The 16,609-nt window shown below is 64.9% G+C and carries 22 protein-coding genes; 12 read left to right on the forward strand and 10 right to left on the reverse strand.

The window, feature by feature from the left end; genetic code table 11:
• Positions 1-15 precede the first annotated feature (15 nt).
• The 3 genes from ACRYLO_RS06485 to ACRYLO_RS06495 all read left to right on the forward strand — a co-directional run bounded on the left by ACRYLO_RS06485 (position 16) and on the right by ACRYLO_RS06495 (position 1,548).
• Positions 16-564: a GbsR/MarR family transcriptional regulator gene (locus ACRYLO_RS06485; RefSeq protein ID WP_422057763.1), complete on the forward strand. Its 549-nt coding sequence runs from the start codon at positions 16-18 to the stop codon at positions 562-564.
• Positions 565-641: 77 nt separating this feature from the next.
• Positions 642-1,016, forward strand: a complete 375-nt coding sequence (locus ACRYLO_RS06490) for a hypothetical protein (RefSeq protein ID WP_482659407.1) — start codon at positions 642-644, stop codon at positions 1,014-1,016.
• Positions 1,017-1,086: 70 nt separating this feature from the next.
• Positions 1,087-1,548 (forward strand): hypothetical protein, encoded by a 462-nt coding sequence (locus ACRYLO_RS06495; protein WP_482659408.1) that lies wholly within the window; start codon positions 1,087-1,089, stop codon positions 1,546-1,548.
• Here the strand turns inward: ACRYLO_RS06495 and ACRYLO_RS06500 are convergent.
• A complete protein-coding gene (locus ACRYLO_RS06500; protein WP_482659409.1) occupies positions 1,476-2,120 on the reverse strand; it encodes a lysoplasmalogenase family protein in 645 nt (214 codons plus the stop codon). The two genes, ACRYLO_RS06495 and ACRYLO_RS06500, sit on opposite strands and share 73 nt — an antisense overlap.
• Positions 2,121-2,260: 140 nt before the next feature.
• Between ACRYLO_RS06500 and trmFO the strand changes: the two genes are divergently transcribed.
• Positions 2,261-3,613: a methylenetetrahydrofolate--tRNA-(uracil(54)-C(5))-methyltransferase (FADH(2)-oxidizing) TrmFO gene (gene trmFO / locus ACRYLO_RS06505; protein ID WP_482659410.1), complete on the forward strand. Its 1,353-nt coding sequence runs from the start codon at positions 2,261-2,263 to the stop codon at positions 3,611-3,613.
• Position 3,614: 1 nt separating this feature from the next.
• Here the strand turns inward: trmFO and ACRYLO_RS06510 are convergent, their stop codons facing one another.
• Together ACRYLO_RS06510 and ACRYLO_RS06515 are read right to left on the reverse strand one after the other, a co-directional pair.
• A complete protein-coding gene (locus ACRYLO_RS06510) occupies positions 3,615-4,097 on the reverse strand; it encodes an EF-hand domain-containing protein (RefSeq protein ID WP_482659411.1) in 483 nt (160 codons plus the stop codon).
• A gap of 57 nt (positions 4,098-4,154) precedes the next feature.
• Positions 4,155-4,799 (reverse strand): squalene/phytoene synthase family protein, encoded by a 645-nt coding sequence (locus tag ACRYLO_RS06515; RefSeq protein ID WP_482659412.1) that lies wholly within the window; start codon positions 4,797-4,799, stop codon positions 4,155-4,157.
• 108 nt (positions 4,800-4,907) lie between these two features.
• On the opposite strand from ACRYLO_RS06515, the gene ACRYLO_RS06520 reads away from it, so the two are divergent.
• From ACRYLO_RS06520 to ACRYLO_RS06530, 3 genes are read left to right on the forward strand one after another with little or no spacing between them, the layout of a single operon-like run.
• Positions 4,908-6,950 carry a TadE/TadG family type IV pilus assembly protein gene (locus tag ACRYLO_RS06520; protein ID WP_482659413.1) on the forward strand — a complete coding sequence of 681 codons (2,043 nt, stop codon included), beginning with the start codon at positions 4,908-4,910 and terminating at the stop codon, positions 6,948-6,950.
• A complete protein-coding gene (locus ACRYLO_RS06525; RefSeq protein WP_482659414.1) occupies positions 6,947-7,576 on the forward strand; it encodes a TadE/TadG family type IV pilus assembly protein in 630 nt (209 codons plus the stop codon). The genes ACRYLO_RS06520 and ACRYLO_RS06525 overlap by 4 nt, the downstream gene beginning before the upstream one ends.
• Positions 7,573-8,220, forward strand: coding sequence for a TadE/TadG family type IV pilus assembly protein (locus ACRYLO_RS06530; protein WP_482659415.1), 648 nt, complete (start codon positions 7,573-7,575; stop codon positions 8,218-8,220). The genes ACRYLO_RS06525 and ACRYLO_RS06530 overlap by 4 nt, the downstream gene beginning before the upstream one ends.
• 42 nt (positions 8,221-8,262) lie before the next feature.
• On the opposite strand, the gene ACRYLO_RS06535 is transcribed toward ACRYLO_RS06530, so the two are convergent.
• The 6 genes from ACRYLO_RS06535 to eno form a co-directional block, all read right to left on the reverse strand.
• On the reverse strand, positions 8,263-9,687 hold the full coding sequence (locus ACRYLO_RS06535; protein WP_482659416.1) for a pyruvate dehydrogenase complex E1 component subunit beta: 1,425 nt from the start codon (positions 9,685-9,687) through the stop codon (positions 8,263-8,265).
• A gap of 1 nt (position 9,688) precedes the next feature.
• Positions 9,689-10,738 (reverse strand): pyruvate dehydrogenase (acetyl-transferring) E1 component subunit alpha, encoded by a 1,050-nt coding sequence (gene pdhA, locus ACRYLO_RS06540; RefSeq protein ID WP_482659417.1) that lies wholly within the window; start codon positions 10,736-10,738, stop codon positions 9,689-9,691.
• 253 nt (positions 10,739-10,991) lie between these two features.
• Positions 10,992-11,486 carry a hypothetical protein gene (locus ACRYLO_RS06545; protein WP_482659418.1) on the reverse strand — a complete coding sequence of 165 codons (495 nt, stop codon included), beginning with the start codon at positions 11,484-11,486 and terminating at the stop codon, positions 10,992-10,994.
• 132 nt (positions 11,487-11,618) lie between these two features.
• On the reverse strand, positions 11,619-12,356 hold the full coding sequence (locus ACRYLO_RS06550; protein WP_482659419.1) for a hypothetical protein: 738 nt from the start codon (positions 12,354-12,356) through the stop codon (positions 11,619-11,621).
• Between the two features lie 90 nt (positions 12,357-12,446).
• Positions 12,447-12,758 (reverse strand): FtsB family cell division protein, encoded by a 312-nt coding sequence (locus ACRYLO_RS06555; RefSeq protein ID WP_294016486.1) that lies wholly within the window; start codon positions 12,756-12,758, stop codon positions 12,447-12,449.
• Between the two features lie 31 nt (positions 12,759-12,789).
• On the reverse strand, positions 12,790-14,067 hold the full coding sequence (eno, locus tag ACRYLO_RS06560) for a phosphopyruvate hydratase (RefSeq protein ID WP_482659420.1): 1,278 nt from the start codon (positions 14,065-14,067) through the stop codon (positions 12,790-12,792).
• 142 nt (positions 14,068-14,209) lie between these two features.
• On the opposite strand from eno, the gene ACRYLO_RS06565 reads away from it, so the two are divergent.
• From ACRYLO_RS06565 to ACRYLO_RS06585, 5 genes are all read left to right on the forward strand, one after another.
• Complete coding sequence (locus ACRYLO_RS06565) at positions 14,210-14,731, forward strand: hypothetical protein (protein WP_482659421.1); 522 nt, start codon at positions 14,210-14,212, stop codon at positions 14,729-14,731.
• 18 nt (positions 14,732-14,749) lie between these two features.
• Positions 14,750-15,091 (forward strand): phage holin family protein, encoded by a 342-nt coding sequence (locus ACRYLO_RS06570; RefSeq protein WP_482659422.1) that lies wholly within the window; start codon positions 14,750-14,752, stop codon positions 15,089-15,091.
• The gene (locus ACRYLO_RS06575; protein ID WP_482659423.1) at positions 15,088-15,447 is read left to right on the forward strand and encodes a hypothetical protein; all 360 of its coding nucleotides are present in this window, start codon (positions 15,088-15,090) and stop codon (positions 15,445-15,447) included. The genes ACRYLO_RS06570 and ACRYLO_RS06575 overlap by 4 nt, the downstream gene beginning before the upstream one ends.
• Positions 15,444-15,773: a hypothetical protein gene (locus ACRYLO_RS06580; RefSeq protein ID WP_482659424.1), complete on the forward strand. Its 330-nt coding sequence runs from the start codon at positions 15,444-15,446 to the stop codon at positions 15,771-15,773. Before ACRYLO_RS06575 ends, ACRYLO_RS06580 begins: the two co-directional genes overlap by 4 nt.
• A gap of 98 nt (positions 15,774-15,871) precedes the next feature.
• Positions 15,872-16,090: a DUF4170 domain-containing protein gene (locus tag ACRYLO_RS06585; RefSeq protein ID WP_482659425.1), complete on the forward strand. Its 219-nt coding sequence runs from the start codon at positions 15,872-15,874 to the stop codon at positions 16,088-16,090.
• A 39-nt stretch (positions 16,091-16,129) separates the two neighbouring features.
• On the opposite strand, the gene greA is transcribed toward ACRYLO_RS06585, so the two are convergent.
• Positions 16,130-16,606: a transcription elongation factor GreA gene (gene greA / locus ACRYLO_RS06590; protein ID WP_482659426.1), complete on the reverse strand. Its 477-nt coding sequence runs from the start codon at positions 16,604-16,606 to the stop codon at positions 16,130-16,132.
• Between the last annotated feature and the right edge of the window lie 3 nt (positions 16,607-16,609).

The raw sequence follows: 16,609 nt of genomic DNA on the forward strand, positions 1-16,609 counted from the left end.
TACAGAAATTACATCATGACCCGTTTCGCAGAGCATCCCGACGCAAAGGCCTTCATCCTCCACTGGGGTGAGATGGGAACGCATTGGGGCGTCAACCGCTCCGTCGCGCAGATCCACGCCTTGCTCTACCTCGCCGACCGCCCGCTCCACGCGGACGAGATCGTCGAAACACTCGGCCTCGCCCGCTCCAACGTCTCCACGGGCCTGAAGGAGTTACAGGGCTACAGCATCGTCCGCCGCGTCCATGTCGAGGGCGACCGCCGCGACCATTTCGTCGCGGAGACCGACCTGTGGGACATGCTCATGCGTATCGTTGCCGAGCGCAAACGCCGCGAGATCGACCCCACGGTCCAGCTGCTCGGTGAACTCGCCCAGCGCCTCGCCGCCGACCAGAGCGCCCCGCCCCAGGTGCGCGAACGCATCGGCCGGATGCACGAATTCATCGGCACCCTCGGCGGCTGGTACGACCAAGTCCGCGTCCTCCCCAAACCCACCCTCGTCACGCTGATGAAGCTGGGCGGCAAGGTCGCGCGGTTCATTCCGGGGACTTCGAAGAAGGACTGAGCGTTAAACCCCCACAGACAAACTTCGCACAACCAATCGTTTCTGAATTTACAGAATATACAGCAAGGATAAGTACGATGATCGAGACCGTCTATGCGCTCTATCTCGCGATCACCGTCGCGCTCACCATCTGGGTCGCGCGAACGCTGAGCCGCAACGGCATCGTGTTCCTGATGCAGTGCTTCGGCCAGAATGAGACGCTTGCGAATTCGACCAACCACCTGCTGGTCGTCGGCTTTTACCTGATCAACCTCGGCTTCATTACCCTGACCCTCAGCCTCGGCAACGAACCGACCACCGTTCCCGATGCGATCCGGTTCCTCAGCAGCAAAGTGGGGCTGGCCGTCATCGTGCTCGGCGCGATGCACTTCTTCAACATGGGTGCGATCGCCCAGTTTGGGCGCAAGGTGAACAGCTGGCTCAATCACGAAACCCGGCCAGCGGCCGCCTGATCGGCGGGCGGCGCATCTCGCAGGAGATGCGCCGCATGCCCTTTACCCCCGCCGTGGATGGAGACCATCGATGTACGTCCGCTTTTATCGCGGTGGCTTCCTTGCCACCCTGCTCACCGGCCCGATCTTTCTGCTCACCCTCGGCCTCGCACCGCTGGCGCTGGACGCGGCCCGGCCAATGACACTGCATCCCGCCGTCGCCGATGGCGCGGTGATGCTGCCGATAGCCGCGGCTTCGATCGTGCTAGGATCCGTGCTTGCGGTGATGCCGGTGTGGCTGGGTGGAACGACGATGGGCTGGATCGCGGCCCGCAATCCGGGGCTGGCGCATCCGGCGTTCTGGGCGCTTGTTGGCGCGGCAATCACTGCTGCTGCTGCGATAGCGCTCGATTTTGCCCCCGACACGCCGATCGGCTTCGCGTTGATCGCGACCGGCGCCATTTGCGCGACGATCGTCCGCTACGGCACCCGCTGGTCTGACGAAAGCGCTCCGCTCACCCCCCACGCGATCAACGCCTGCGCCGCAAAATAAGTGGGCCAGATCAGCAGGCTAGGCACCACCGACCCTGCCAGCGGCCCGAAGCGCGCGAAGATCAGCAGGTCCGACACCACAAACAACACCGCGCCCAGCCCGACGCGATAACGCGGAAAGCGGCTGGTCCACGCCAGCGCCGCCATCACGCCCAAAAACGCCGAATAGGCTCCCGCCTGCACCGCGCCTCCGCTCGGGACCGCAAACAAGGCCGCAATCCCGACCGTCGCTGGGGCAAGCAGCCACCCGAACGCCTTCTGGCTCACCCTCAACACCGCCCGCCGGTTGCGCAAATACAGCACGCACGCCACCAGATGCCCCGCCGCAAACGCCGCGCCGCCGACCACCAGCCCATGCGTCTCCAGCAACAAATCGCCCAGCGCCCCCAGCGCCAGCGCCCCGGTCAGCAACCAGCCATCCGTTTCCCGCGCCCGCGTCGCCGCCCAGATCGCCAGCAACGCGACACCACTGGTCTTCCACACCGGCCCCCACGCGCCCGGATCGACCAGCCCCCACGCCTCCAGGCAATAGCTCGCCCCCGCGACCATCGCCGCCCCGAACAGCCACCCCATCGCTTCCCCTTTCCTACAAGCCCCCGCTTGACGTAAGGCATGGCCACGGGTCCGGCACTGTCGGACAAGTGTCAAGCACACGCATGACAACCCGCTTTTTTTGTCAGTTTCCCCACCAAAGGGTGTCAGGCTCGATCGTTATGAATGCCCATCAAGTCCATATCATCGGCGGCGGCCTCGCCGGGTCCGAAGCCGCATGGCAGCTCGCCAATGCCGGCATCCGCGTCAAACTCTCCGAAATGCGCGGCAGCGGCACCATGACCCCCGCGCACCAGACCGATGGCCTTGCCGAACTGGTCTGCTCGAACAGCTTCCGCAGCGACGATGCCGAGCGCAACGCGGTCGGCCTGCTGCATCAGGAGATGCGCGACCTCGGCTCGCTGATCATGGCCCAGGGCGACGCGCACAAAGTCCCCGCCGGCTCCGCGCTAGCCGTGGACCGTGACCATTTCTCGGCAGGCGTCACCGCCGCGCTGGCCGCACACCCCAACATCACCATCGTGCGCGAACGCATCGACCAGCTCCCGGCCGAGGGGCTGACCATCGTCGCCACCGGCCCGCTGACCGCCCCCGGCCTGGCCGACAGCATCGGCGCTGCAACTGGCAGCGACGCGCTCGCCTTCTTCGACGCCATCGCCCCGATCGTCCATTTCGAGAGCATCGACATGGACAAGGCGTGGTTCCAGTCGCGCTGGGACAAGGTCGGCCCCGGCGGGAATGGCAAGGATTACATCAACTGCCCGATGACCAAGGACCAGTATCTCGCCTTCCACCAGGGCCTGCTCGACGGCGAAAAGACCGAGTTCAAGGAATGGGAGAATGTCCCCTATTTCGAAGGCTGCATGCCGATCGAGGTGATGGCGGAGCGCGGCGTCGATACGTTGCGCTACGGCCCGATGAAGGGCGTCGGTCTCGACGATCCCCGCACCGCGTGCGACGAATTCCCCAATGGCCGCTGGCCCTATGCCGTCGTCCAGCTGCGGCAGGACAATGCCACCGGCACGTTGTGGAACATGGTCGGGTTCCAGACCAAGCTCAAATATGCCGAGCAAATCCGCCTGTTCCGAACCATTCCCGGCCTCGAAAACGCCGAGTTCGCCCGGCTCGGCGGCCTCCACCGCAACACCTTCATCCGCTCGCCCGAGCTGCTCGATCCGACGCTGCGCTTGAAGAGCCGCCCGCATATCCGCTTCGCCGGGCAGGTGACGGGGTGCGAGGGCTATGTCGAAAGCAGCGCGATCGGGCTGATGGCAGGCCGCTTCGCCGCCGCCGAAATCCTCGGGCGCACCCTGGCCCCGCCGCCAGTCGAGACCGCGCTCGGCGCGCTGCTCGGCCACATCACCGGTGGGGCGGAGGTGGAGACCTATCAGCCGATGAACGTCAATTTCGGCCTGATGCCACCGATCGAGGGGCGGACCAAAAAGGCCGACCGCAAACTGCTCTACACCGCCCGCGCCCGCGCCGCCTTCGCGGAATGGGTGAAGGCGGCGTAAGCTAATCCTCCGCCTCGGCCAACGCCTTGGCGACCTCGGCCCGGCAGTCGCAGCGCGGGGTGGTCTTGGGCTTTCGCTTGGGGGCGGTGGTGGCGAATTCGGCGCGGGTCAGCGTGCCGGACTTGTCCTTGTCGGCGGCGGCGAACTTGTCGCTGGTCCGCACCGACCATTCCTCGAACGACAGCTTGCCGTCACCATTCTTGTCCAGCTTGGCAAAGGCCTTGCGCCGCGGTTGCTGCAATTCGGCCAGCGAGACCAGCCCGTTCTTGTCCTTGTCGTTGCGATCGAAGCGTTTTTCCTCCCGGGTCCGATCCGGAGCCTGCGGCACCTCGGCCAGCTCCTCCGCCGGCTCGACCGCAGTCTGCCCGGCCCTGGCCGGTGGCGGCGATGGCAAAGGATCGGGGGTTGCCCGGCTCTGGAACAGGAACACCCCGGCCCCCGCCATCAGCAACGCCGCCACCCCACCTGCAAGATATCGCCACATCCCGACTCTCCCCCGTCGCAGCGACAGGCTAACGCCTTCAACGGCGGCAGCAAGCGTTCAGCGTCCGGAGACCCGGTGCCACAAGGCCCGCAACGTCCGCTTCGGCGACCCAACCGCCACCCCAGCCAAGTCCATCCGCGTCAGTCGCGCCATCGCCCCCAAGGCTCGACCATTCCGGCTCCATGGCACCGAACAAGCCTCTGCCAGCGCAGCCCCGGCAATCCGCCGCGCCGCCGCAGCTTCGCCGGGATCGCTCAGCTTCGCCGAGAGGTCGGCCAGCGCCCAGCCCTCCCCCGCCCGCTCCAGCGGATCGGAAGGCGCAGCCCCCGCCACCCGCCCGGCGAGCGCGAACAAGGCCCGCCCCCGCTCGCCATGATTCTGCAGCGCCGCATCGTCGAGCTCGGCCTCCAGCAGCACGCGCCAGCCCTCAACGATCTGCCCGACCGCCGCCCCGGTCACGCCCTCGCGCAGCACATCGCGCGCTATCCCCACCAGCACCGGCTCGGGCGGCGGCGGCGCGCTGTCGAGCTTGGCCAGCGCATCCTGCCACCATTGCATCCGGATCTGCCCCAGCATCGGCTCACTGGTCGTGCGCAGCGTCTCGGCCAGCTTGTCGTCCAGCGCGAACAACGCCGCCAGCGCCGCCGCAGCGCCCGGCGTCGGCATATAGGTCAGCACCAGCCGGCGTTCGACATCAATCACCGGCCCGCTCCGCGCCACATATTGGTAACCTCGCCATTAACCATGCGCCTTCAATCCCCGTTAGCCCAACTTCGCGCATAACGATGCAGGAACCGGGGACCCCATAGCATGCCGTTGCGCTCAACCGTCGTGACCAGCGCCCGCACCACCATGGCCGCACTTGCGCGCGACAAGCGCGGCAATACACTTGCCATCATCGCCGCGTCGCTCATCCCGCTGGCGGGAATGGTCGGCGGCGGCGTTGATCTCAGCCGCATGTACATCGTCAAGACGCGCCTGCAACATGCCTGCGACGCCGGCGCGCTCGCCGGACGCAAGCAGATGGGCGGCGGCACCTGGGCGTTCAACAGCTATGCGGCCCGCACCGCGGCCGAACGCTTCTTTGACGCGAATATTCAAGCCAGCCCTTATGGTGCCGCTGCGGTCTCCAGGACTTTCACCGAAAGCGCGGGCAAGGTCACAGGCGTCGCCAGTGCGACGCTGCCGATGACGCTGATGCGCGTGCTGGGCAAGACGACCGAAACGCTCAGCGTCACCTGCGACGCCGAGATGCGCCTGCCCAACACCGATGTGATGTTCGTGCTCGACGTCACCGGATCGATGGGCAGCAAGGCGGTGTCGTCGGACAGCCAGACCAAGATTCAGGCGCTCCGGTCGGCGGTAAAATGCTTCTACGAAATCGTCGCACGGCTCGACACGGCCGAAAATTGCGCGGGCGGCGCACCATCCGGCGGCACCAGCAATACCGTCCAGATCCGCTTTGGCTTCATGCCCTATGCGACCAACGTCAATGTCGGGAAGCTACTGCCAACCAGCTTCATCGCCGACAGCTGGCCGTATCAATCGCGCGAGGCGCAGTATACTACCTCGACCTCGACGACCTGGACAGAAGGAAGCGCAACCGAAACCGGCAGCCCAAATATTCAACAGGGTAGCACGAGCGGCTGGAGCACCATCAGCACGACCTACGATGTCACGAGCAGCTGGTGCGACAGCCAGGTGCCTCCCGATGGCGAGATCAACTATACCGGCTCACCTACGACCCAGAATTATCAGACGGGCAGCGGCAACCCGCGAACCGTCACTTGGGAAACCGAGCAGGATGGCTGGCGCTACGAATACCGGGCCAGCTATCGCAACAGCGACGATCGCTGCCGCATCCAGCGGCGCAGCCGCGATGTCGAAGTCACGCGCTACTGGACACGAACCGATACTGGCACCGAAACGACCACCCGGACCTTCGACCGCTGGCGCTACGCCCAGATCACGCACAATATCAGCGGTCTGAAGAACGGGACGAGCTGGAACAATTCGGTCAGCCTGCCGATCGGCTATGAGGGCGCGGCGCGCAGCCTGACCTGGGACGGGTGCATCGAGGAGCGGGCGACCGTCACGCAGGCCAGCTACAGCCCGATCCCCTCGGGTGCCAAGGATCTGGACATCGATCTCGTCCCCAATTCGGGCGATCCGTCAACCTTGTGGGGGCCGGCCCTGCCGGGCGCGATCTTTGCGCGCGATGTCCAATCTTATTGGTCAGAACTCGACCGCGACGAGTCGCTGACCACGGCCGACTATTACAACAATGTCCCCTATTACTGCCCCACGGAAGCAAAGAAGCTTCAGGCGTGGCCGACCGCGTCGAACTTCGAATCGTACGTCGACGGGCTCTCCCCCAACGGCAACACCTATCACGACATCGGCCTGTTGTGGGGCGCGCGCTTCATCTCTCCGACCGGCATCTTCCGCTCGGAGAATGAATATACCTCGCAGGGCGGCGAGATCGAACGCCACCTGATTTTCATGACCGATGGTGAGGCGTGCACCGGCGACACCGACTATGCGGCCTATGGCTTCCCCTGGCTGGACCGGCGCACGACCGATCCGTCCAGCGCCCCAACCGGCGGCTGCCTCACCACCGGCACCATCACACAGCAGGTAAATGCCCGCACCCAGGCGATCTGCACGGCGGTCAAGAACAAGAACATCACCCTCTGGGTGATCTGGTTCGGCGCGTCGAGCAACACGATCGAGGGGATGATGCAGAGCTGCGCCACCCCCGGTCGCTATTTCGCCGCGCGCAATGCAACCGATCTGCAAAACACCTTCCGCTCGATCGCGGACCAGATTTCCCAGTTGAGGCTTACCCGGTGAAGCGGCGATTCTCCCTCCGTCGCTTTGCCCGCGGCGCGCTCCGGCGCGACGAGTCGGGCGCCACCATCGTCGAGTTCGCGATGGTGGCGCCCGTCCTTGGCCTGGTCCTGCTCGGCGCGTTCGATGTTGCCCACACGCTCTACACCCGCGCCGCGCTGCAGGGCGTGGTGCAGAAGACCGCACGCGACTCGACGCTGGAAAGCGGGAGCGACACCGCCACCCAGACCGCGCTGGACGAAAAGGTAAGGGCGCAGGCAAAGGCGCTGGCCAACAACGCGACGATCACGATCACTCGCCGCTATTATCGTACGTTCAGCGAGGCCGCCGCCGCCCGCGCCGAAACCTGGACCGACACGAACAGCAACGGCACGTGCGATGCCGGCGAGCCCTATGAGGACGCCAACCGCAACAATTCTTGGGATCGCGACGGTGGCAATGCGGGACAGGGCGGCGCCAAGGACGCGACACTGTACACCGTTACCGCCACCTATCCGCGCATCTTCCCACTGAGCAATCTCGTTGGCGGGTCGCGCACGACCACGATCACCGCATCGACGGTGCTCCGCAACCAGCCCTATGGCGATCAGGGCAGCTATGGCGCGATGCAGGTGCGCAATTGCGCATGACCCGCTTGCGCTCCTTGCGTCGACTGCTCAGCGACAGGGACGGCGTCGCGCTGCTCGAATTCGCCTTTTCGCTTCCGATCCTCTTGGCACTCAGCCTGACCGGTGCGGAGCTCACCAACTATATCATCTCCCGCATGCGGGTCAGCCAGATCGCACTGCACCTGGCCGACAACGCCGCGCGGATCGGGTCGGGAAGCCAGCTTCAGGCGAAAACGATCACCGAAGCCGATATCAACGACCTGCTGACCGGCGCGGGATTGCAGTCGGGTGAACTCGCCCTGTTCACGCATGGCCGGGTCATTATCACAAGCCTTGAGCCCGATCCCGCGAACAGCGGCAAGAACCGTATCCGCTGGCAACGCTGCCGCGGGGCGAAGACCGCGCAGGCATCCGCTTATGGCGTCGCAGGCGCCGCAAATCTCAACGGCATGGGCAAGGCTGGGCGCCTCGCCACCGCGCCCACCGATGGCGTCACCATGTATGTCGAGGTCTATTACGAATATCAGCCGCTGCTAAAGGCATCCTTCGCCCCCAACACCAATTTCCGTGAGGAAGCATCGATGATGGTGCGCGACCGCCGCGACACGGTTGGTGGCACCAACGGCGTCTATCAGGTCAACGGGGTGACCGCCTCGACCTGCTAACCCGCTTAAGCCCCTCCCTGTTAGGGGAGGGGCTGGTAGTTCTCAGCGGTACGTAACCTTCTTGACCCCGGCCACCACCTTGTCGGCGGTGATCAGCGCGAGCTTCTCCAGGTTCGCGGCATAGGGCAGCGGCACGTCTTCGTTGGTCACGCGGATCACCGGGGCGTCGAGGTCATCGAAGCCCTGCTCCATGCACACTGCGATGATTTCCGACGCGATCGAACAGACCGGCCAGCCTTCCTCGACCACCACCATGCGGTTGGTCTTCTTCAGGCTCTTGAGCACCGTGTCGGTGTCGAGCGGGCGCAGCGTGCGCAGGTCGATCACCTCAGCCTCGATGCCCTCGGCCGCCAGCTTCTCGGCGGCTTCGAGCGCAACGCCGACGCCGATCGAATAGCTGACCAGCGTCACGTCCTTGCCCTCACGCACGATACGCGCCTTGCCGATCGGCAGCACCCAGTCGTCGAGCTTGGGCACGTCAAAGCTGCGCCCGTACATCAGTTCGTTCTCAAGGAACACGACCGGGTCTTCCGACCGGATCGCCGCCTTGAGCAGGCCCTTGGCATCCGCCGCGTCATAGGGCGCGATCACGATCAGGCCCGGAACGCTGGCATACCACGGCCCGTAGTTCTGCGAATGCTGCGCGCCGACGCGGCTCGCCGCGCCGTTGGGACCACGGAACACGATCGGGCAGCGCATCTGGCCGCCCGACATATAGTTGGTCTTCGCGGCCGAGTTGATGATGTGGTCGATCGCCTGCATCGCGAAGTTGAACGTCATGAACTCGACGATCGGCTTGAGGCCGCCCATCGCCGCGCCCGACCCGATACCGGCAAAGCCATATTCGGTGATCGGCGTATCGATCACGCGGCGCGGACCGAATTCGTCGAGCAGACCCTGGGTCACCTTGTAGGCGCCCTGATATTCCGCGACTTCCTCGCCCATCACGAACACGCGATCGTCGGCGCGCATTTCCTCGGCCATCGCATCACGCAGCGCGTCGCGGACGGTCGTCTTGACCATCTCGGTGCCGGCTGGAAGCTCCGGGTCGGCAACGCTCGCCGCCTTGTCGCTCGCCAGCTGCTTGGTGCCGCTATCGGCCTTCTTCGGCTCTTGCGACGCCTTGGGCGCTTCCGGCGCGGGGGCCGGTGCAGCTGCCGGAGCCGGAGCCGGAGCCGGAGCCGGAGCCGGAGCCGGAGCCGGAGCCGGAGCCGAAGCATCCTCGCCCTCGGCCGCGATCGTCGCGATCACGGTGCCGACCTTGACCCCATCGGTGCCCTCGGCAACCAGAATCGACGCGATCGTGCCTTCATCGACGGCTTCGAATTCCATCGTCGCCTTGTCGGTTTCGATCTCGGCGATGATGTCGCCCGACTTGATCGTATCGCCTTCCTTCACCAGCCACTTGGCGAGGGTTCCCTCTTCCATCGTGGGCGAGAGCGCGGGCATTTTCAGCTCGATCGCCATTTCAGTACGTCTCCACCAGAACGTCGGTATACAGCTCGGCCGGATCCGGCTCGGGTGCCTGCTCGGCAAAGTCCGCCGACTCGTTCACCGCCTTGCGGATCTCGGCCTCGATCGCCTTCAGCTCATCTTCCTTGACGCCGATCGCTTCGAGTTCCTTCTTCACCGCGTCGATCGGATCGCTCTTCTCACGCACCGCCTGAACCTCATCGCGCGAACGGTATTTCGCCGGGTCGGACATCGAATGGCCGCGATAGCGATACGTCTTCATCTCAAGGATGATCGGACCTTTGCCCGCGCGGACCCACGCCAGTGCTTCTTCAGCCGCACCACGGCACGCCAGCACATCCATGCCGTCGACCTGGATGCCGGGGATGCGGAAGCTTTCGCCGCGCTTGTACAGCTGGTCCTCGGACGACGCGCGGTTGACGCTCGTGCCCATGGCGTACTGGTTATTCTCGATCACGAAGATGATCGGGAGCTTCCACAGCTCGGCCATGTTGAAGGTCTCGTACACCTGGCCCTGGTTCGCGGCGCCGTCGCCGAAATAGGCCATGGCGACGCCACCGTCACCGCGATATTTGTGCGCAAACGCAAGGCCCGCGCCGAGCGACACCTGCGCACCGACGATGCCATGGCCGCCGTAAAACTTCTTCTCGGTCGAGAACATGTGCATCGACCCGCCCTTGCCGCGGCTGATGCCTGCGGCGCGACCGGTCAGCTCCGCCATGATCTCCTTGGGATCGATGCCGTATGCGAGCATGTGGCCATGGTCGCGATAGCCGGTAATCACCGAATCCTTTTCGCCGTCCAGCGCCGACTGCAGGCCGACCGCGACCGCTTCTTGCCCGATATACAGGTGACAGAAGCCGCCGATGAAGCCGAGGCCGTAGAGCTGGCCCGCCTTCTCCTCGAAACGGCGGATGAGCAGCATCTGGCGATAGAATTCGAGCAGCTCCTCCTTCGACGCATTGTACCGTTGCGGTTCGTTTGGACGCTCACGGTTGGTTGGAGCTGGTTCGTTAATGCGGCCTTTGGCCGGGGATTTTGCCACGATGATCCTCATCCTGGGGAAAGATGGAACCGGCCCTATAGGCCGGATATCGCACTGGGCGCAATGGCAAGCGCCGCTAGTTACGATCGCATCTAATGCTGTGGCCCGGCGCACGCCCTCACCCGCCGATTGTGCAGCATACGGCCCGGTCGATCCGTTCACCCAATACCCCCATCGCGTGCCTTCAGGAGGCAGCGACAGGGGCACAGATAGGGCAGGTTCACTCCAATTCCGGCTTACGTCACTGCCACGTTCAATAGACGAGCCAGCCGGTTGCCTCGCACTGCATGTCGGGAACGGTCGGCGCGCCACCGACCATGGCCTTGGTCTCGACCTTGTACCAATAGTTCCATGGGACCACAAAGGTCACGCTCGCCCGCGCCGTTCCCGACTCAGAAGCCACCATTTTCTGGAAATTCGACGGGGCATTTGCGCCGACCCAACCGTTCAGCTCCTTGCCTTCACTCGTCGCGTTGCACGTCGCCACGATGATGACCGGCTTCTTCTCCGGATTCTGGGCCTCGTTCGTGTTGTAATAGTCTGCGTTGGTCGTCACCGGAAAGCCGGTGAACCCGCCCGTCGAACGCGTCGACTGCGTGCCGCCGCGACCCGTCGTCGCCGGTGACCCCTTTTGGGCAGCTTGGCCCGCCTTCCCGCTCGTTGCCTGATGCGCTGCACGCACCGACAGCGGGGCAACCGCGACACACGCCGTCACCGCAAGAACCAATCCGATATGTTTGCTCGCCATGCTGATCTCCTGTTTTCGGAACGCGACGCTTCCCGCCGGGCACGTACGGGTGCAGGCGCGTGACTATCCGGGCGGGGTAGCCAGGTGTCGATCCTCGCCGCCTGGTCCGTTCGGACCAGCGCGGCGCAGCATTTACGGTAGCGCCGCGAGCAGCCGGATCGCTTCCGCCTGGGTCGCGACGCAGCATTTGGCGAAAATCCCGTGCAGGTGGTTGCGCGCGGTATTATACGCCATCGCCGCCGCTGCGGCTGCGGGCCCAAGGCCACCGGTTCGCACCAGTTCGATCGCCAGATCCGCTTCGCGCTGCGTCAGCCCGAACACCTCGCGCAGCACCCCACGATCGGGCAAATGGACGGTGCCGAGATCATAGATATGCACCGCGCATGCGACCTCGTCCCAGGCACGGCCTGTTTTCGGGGCCGTCGGCACCAATCGGACGAGATAGGGATGGCGACCCGAAGCGCGGGTGACCAGCATCTGCATCCGGACGATTTGCGACACCGTTGGCGACAAACACAGGCTGTTTGACACCATCTGCCGCAATCGGCGCGTTTCCGGCCCCCGTCCGGTTGCCAATCCGTCAATTGCCCACCACAGCCCGTCTCGCATGGTCAGGATCGCCAGCGCACCCGCATCCGCAAAGATGAGGTCGCCGCTCCGATCGAGCAGTACCAGCCCGCTGACCCGAGCCACCAACGCCTGCTGCAATAGCGCCTGGACCTCTTGCACCAATATGGCAGCAGGCGTGCGTCGGCCGATCCGCGGAACAGGCTTGCTCGCGCCGCAGGAAGCGCAGGACCCGTCGCCCTGCGCGTGCGCGGCAGCGTGAAGCATCGCCACGACATCGTCGTGAACGCCCTGGATGGCCATATTTCGGATACCCCGTCGGCACGGATATACCGCATGCGCAACGGTTAGGCAAAATCCGGCATCACGCCGTGCGCTGCCGACCCGCCCCGCTCAATCGAGGGTGACGATAACCTCGTCCGGGTGCACGACGTTGAGCTTCTTGCGGGTCAGTTCGTCCACCATGTCGGGATCGGCGCCGCTCTGCTTGAGCAGCGCCACCCGGTTGCGCAGCTGGGCGCGCTGCGCCTCCAGCTTGGCCAGTTCGGCCTGCTTGACCTCGAGCTGGCGCTTGTAATCGCCGTAGACCAGCACGCCGTTCGGACCCAGCACCGCCGAATAGGCGAAAAAGCCCATCAGGATGATCGCCACGGCGGGCAAGCCGGCGCGACGCAGGATCGTATTGAACGGAGTGGACCGGCTCATACAGTTAATCTCGCCTAAACCGACTCGGCGATCAACCCCGTAGAATGCCGCGACCGGCATAAACCGACGCATCACCCAGTTCTTCCTCGATCCGGATCAGCTGGTTATACTTGGCCAGCCGGTCCGAACGCGCGAGCGACCCGGTCTTGATCTGCCCGCAGTTAGTCGCGACCGCGAGGTCGGCGATCGTCGCATCCTCGGTCTCGCCCGAACGGTGCGACATGACGGCGGTATAGGACGAACGCTGCGCCAGGCTCACCGCTTCCAGCGTTTCGGTCAGCGTGCCGATCTGGTTGACCTTGACCAGCAGCGAGTTGGCATAACCGCCATCGATGCCGCGCTTCAGCCGCTTGGGGTTGGTCACGAACAGATCATCGCCAACCAGCTGGACCTTGCCGCCGAGCTTCTCGGTCAGCAGCTTCCACCCGTCCCAATCATCCTCGGCCATGCCGTCCTCGATCGAGAAGATCGGGTAGCCTGCGCACAAATCGGCGAGGAAATCGGCATTCTGCGCCGACGACAGCGTCTTGCCCTCACCTACCATCTTGTAGGCGCCGTCGCGATAATATTCGGTCGCGGCGCAATCGAGCGCGAGCATCACGTCATCGCCGGGCTTGTATCCAGCCTTCTCGATGCTGGCCATGATGAAGTCGAGCGCTTCGCGCGTCGATGCGATATTGGGCGCAAAGCCGCCTTCGTCGCCAACCGCTGTCGACAGGCCCTTGTCGTGCAGGCCCTTTTTCAGCGTGTGGAAAATCTCCGCGCCGCACCGCACTGCCTCGGCCAGCGAGTCCGCGCCGACGGGGACGATCATGAATTCCTGGAAGTCGATCGCGTTGTCGGCATGCTCGCCGCCGTTGATGATGTTCATCATCGGAACGGGCAGAACATGCGCCGACACGCCACCGACATAGCGGTAGAGCGGCAGGCCGCGCGCGTCCGCCGCCGCCTTGGCAACCGCCAGGCTCACGCCCAGAATTGCGTTCGCGCCCAGCCGGCCCTTATTCTCGGTCCCGTCCAGCTCGATCATCGCATAATCGATCTCGGCCTGATCCTCGGCGTCGAGGCCGGTGATCTCCTCGGCGATCTCGCCATTCACGCCCTCGACCGCCTCGAGTACACCCTTGCCGAGATACATCGACGTGTCACCGTCGCGCTTTTCGACTGCCTCATGCGCACCGGTCGACGCGCCCGACGGCACCGCCGCGCGCCCGAAGCTGCCATCTTCGAGCAACACATCGACCTCCACCGTGGGGTTGCCGCGGCTGTCGAGAATCTGGCGTGCATGGATGTCGATGATTGCGGTCACGAAATGGTCTCCCTACCTTGGGTCAAGACGGTGTCGCGCGGGCCTCTATCCCGTTCGTCGCCGCTGGGCAAATCACGGATGGCGGGGAACCCTCGCGCCGCGCCATGGTTGTCTGGATGAACCAGCAGAAGGGATTCGAGCGATGGCTGACGAAACATTCCCCAAGGACCAGAGCATGGACCCCGCGACCGACGCCCTCGTCGCCGCCCCACCGCTCAAGGACACCGGCGCCGCCGGTGAAGAGGGCAAACGCAGCGCAGGCGCATTCGTCCGTGACGAGGCCGGCAAGCTCGCCGGGCAGGCCGGCGACAAGGCCCGCTCCTTCGCCGACACCGGCAAGGAAAAGGCCACCGGCGCGCTCGACGAGTTCTCGACGATGATGCGCGACGCCGCCGGGACGGTCGATGAAAAGCTTGGCGAACAATATGGCCAATATGCCCGTTCCGCCGCTGACCAGATTTCCGGCCTCGCCGAATCGCTGCGCGGCAAGCAGGTCGATGATCTGCTCGACGACGCCCGCGAGTTCGTGAAGAAAAGCCCCGCGGTTGCCGTCGGCATTGCGGCTGGCGTCGGCTTCGTCCTCGCACGTTTGCTCAAGTCCGGGCTCGACGCTGCAGGCGACCTTGCGGACAAGGGTGATCCAAACGACAGCACCAAGGCATAATATGGCCTGGGGGGCATAGTGGACGAACGGGAAGACGACAGCATCGGCGCACTGGCGGCTCAGGCAGTTGCCGATGCGCGCGCCTTTGCCGATGCGGAAATCGGCTATTGGAAGGCACTCGCGCTCGCCCGGCTCAGCGACGCGCGCGCGGCTCTGATCTTCGGCGCGCTGGTATTCCTGCTCGCCAATTCGGCCGCGATTGCGCTGATCGTCGGTCTGGTTCTGATCCTCTCCCCCCATGTCGGCCCGGCCGCCGCGACATTGATCGTGGTCGTTACCGCCCTCGGCGCGGCCGCCGTGGCCGGGCGTGCCGCGTTCGTCCGCTACCGCCGCGCCATCCGACCCCGGAACATGCCATGACTGAAGTGCTTCCCACTGAACTGACCGAGGCCGAAGCCCGCAGTCGCAATGCCCGCGCCCGGCTGTTCGGCACGCTGGGGCGGATGCAGGACAAGCTGAACCCAATGGCGCTGGCGCAGGATGCGGTCGAGAATGTCGCAATCAATGTCGCCCGCGACACCGTAGCGACGGTCCGCGCCAATCCGCGCACCGTCGCGCTCGCGGCGGGCGCAGCGCTGCTCTTCCTCACGCGCCGTCCGCTCGCCCGATTGCTGGTTGGTGGTGCAACCGCTGCGGCCAAGGCGAGTTTGAAGAACCGTAGCACCGCCCCCAAATCCAGGACCAACGCCCGTCCGAAGAAAGGATCGTCGAAATGACCACGCCCCGCAACACACAGAAGCCCAGCACCGTCGAAGGACTCGCGAAAAACCCGATCGCGCTCGTCGCCGGCGGGGTCGCGCTGGGCGCTGTCATCGGCGCGCTGATCCCGCGTCCACAGCAGGAGAAGGACCTGCTCGCTCCCGTCGGCAAGCGCCTCGCGGAGGGTGCCACGGCCGCCGCCACCGCCGCGCGCGACGCCGGAAAAGCCGAGATCGACGCGATCCTCCCCCAGCGCGACGCCGCCAAGGAACAGATCGGCAAGATCATTGGATCGGCCTTCACCGCCGCCAAGGAAGCGGCGGCGAGCAAGACCGACGCATGATATCTCGCCGTGCCGCGCCGTTACGGTGCGGCACGGTATTGAGTGCAGTGCAACAACGCGGCTAAGGCACCCGGGTATCTCATTCCCCGGGAGCATTTATGAGCAAGCTGCACCTCGTCTTCGGCGGTCGCGTGAAGGACCCCATGACGCTCGATTTCCAGGATCCGACCAAGCTCGACGTGGTCGGCATCTTCCCCGACTATGCCAGCGCCGAAAAGGCATGGCGCGGCGCCGCGCAGCGCACGGTCGACGATGCCGAGATGAAATATGTGGTGGTCCACCTCCATCGGCTGATGGAGCCTGACGCAGAGGGGTGACCCGGAATCTCCCCTCCCGCAAGCGGGAGGGGGACCCGATCAGATAAACTCGATCTTGTTGACCTCGTACCAGCGGTCGCCGGCCGGAACGGTCACTTCGACCTCATCGCCCAGGCTCTTGCCGATCAGTGCGCGGCCCAGCGGCGAATTGTAGCTGATCCGCCCCGTCTTGGCGTCCGCCTCGGCCTGGCCGACGATCTGGTACTTCACCGTCTTGTCTTCCTCATCGAGCAACGTGACCGTCGCACCGAATACGATGCGGTCGCCCGACAGGTCGCGCGGATCGATGATCTGCGCGCGGCTCAGCTTGTCCTCGATATCGGCGATCGTCGCCTCGACCTGGCCCTGCCGTTCCTTCGCCGCATGATATTCGGCGTTTTCCGACAGGTCGCCATGCGCCCGCGCTTCCTCGATGGCGTCCACGATCAGCGGACGCTCGGCTTTCAGCACTTTGAGCTGCTCGTTGAGCTTCTCATAGCCTTCCGCCAGCATCGGCATCTTCTCGACCGTCGCCATTCA

Source organism: Sphingomonas sp. SDUR79 (assembly GCF_056821745.1).

What these genes read in the sequence shown, in the direction of transcription:
- ACRYLO_RS06485 (WP_422057763.1), top strand. Translation starts at nt 16, where the DNA reads ATGACCCGTTTCGCAGAGCATCCCGACGCAAAGGCCTTCATCCTCCAC.
- ACRYLO_RS06490 (WP_482659407.1), top strand. Translation starts at nt 642, where the DNA reads ATGATCGAGACCGTCTATGCGCTCTATCTCGCGATCACCGTCGCGCTC.
- ACRYLO_RS06495 (WP_482659408.1), top strand. Translation starts at nt 1,087, where the DNA reads ATGTACGTCCGCTTTTATCGCGGTGGCTTCCTTGCCACCCTGCTCACC.
- ACRYLO_RS06500 (WP_482659409.1), bottom strand. Translation starts at nt 2,120, where the DNA reads ATGGGGTGGCTGTTCGGGGCGGCGATGGTCGCGGGGGCGAGCTATTGC.
- trmFO (WP_482659410.1), top strand. Translation starts at nt 2,261, where the DNA reads ATGAATGCCCATCAAGTCCATATCATCGGCGGCGGCCTCGCCGGGTCC.
- ACRYLO_RS06510 (WP_482659411.1), bottom strand. Translation starts at nt 4,097, where the DNA reads ATGTGGCGATATCTTGCAGGTGGGGTGGCGGCGTTGCTGATGGCGGGG.
- ACRYLO_RS06520 (WP_482659413.1), top strand. Translation starts at nt 4,908, where the DNA reads ATGCCGTTGCGCTCAACCGTCGTGACCAGCGCCCGCACCACCATGGCC.
- ACRYLO_RS06530 (WP_482659415.1), top strand. Translation starts at nt 7,573, where the DNA reads ATGACCCGCTTGCGCTCCTTGCGTCGACTGCTCAGCGACAGGGACGGC.
- ACRYLO_RS06535 (WP_482659416.1), bottom strand. Translation starts at nt 9,687, where the DNA reads ATGGCGATCGAGCTGAAAATGCCCGCGCTCTCGCCCACGATGGAAGAG.
- ACRYLO_RS06545 (WP_482659418.1), bottom strand. Translation starts at nt 11,486, where the DNA reads ATGGCGAGCAAACATATCGGATTGGTTCTTGCGGTGACGGCGTGTGTC.
- ACRYLO_RS06550 (WP_482659419.1), bottom strand. Translation starts at nt 12,356, where the DNA reads ATGGCCATCCAGGGCGTTCACGACGATGTCGTGGCGATGCTTCACGCT.
- ACRYLO_RS06555 (WP_294016486.1), bottom strand. Translation starts at nt 12,758, where the DNA reads ATGAGCCGGTCCACTCCGTTCAATACGATCCTGCGTCGCGCCGGCTTG.
- ACRYLO_RS06565 (WP_482659421.1), top strand. Translation starts at nt 14,210, where the DNA reads ATGGCTGACGAAACATTCCCCAAGGACCAGAGCATGGACCCCGCGACC.
- ACRYLO_RS06575 (WP_482659423.1), top strand. Translation starts at nt 15,088, where the DNA reads ATGACTGAAGTGCTTCCCACTGAACTGACCGAGGCCGAAGCCCGCAGT.
- ACRYLO_RS06580 (WP_482659424.1), top strand. Translation starts at nt 15,444, where the DNA reads ATGACCACGCCCCGCAACACACAGAAGCCCAGCACCGTCGAAGGACTC.
- ACRYLO_RS06585 (WP_482659425.1), top strand. Translation starts at nt 15,872, where the DNA reads ATGAGCAAGCTGCACCTCGTCTTCGGCGGTCGCGTGAAGGACCCCATG.
- greA (WP_482659426.1), bottom strand. Translation starts at nt 16,606, where the DNA reads ATGGCGACGGTCGAGAAGATGCCGATGCTGGCGGAAGGCTATGAGAAG.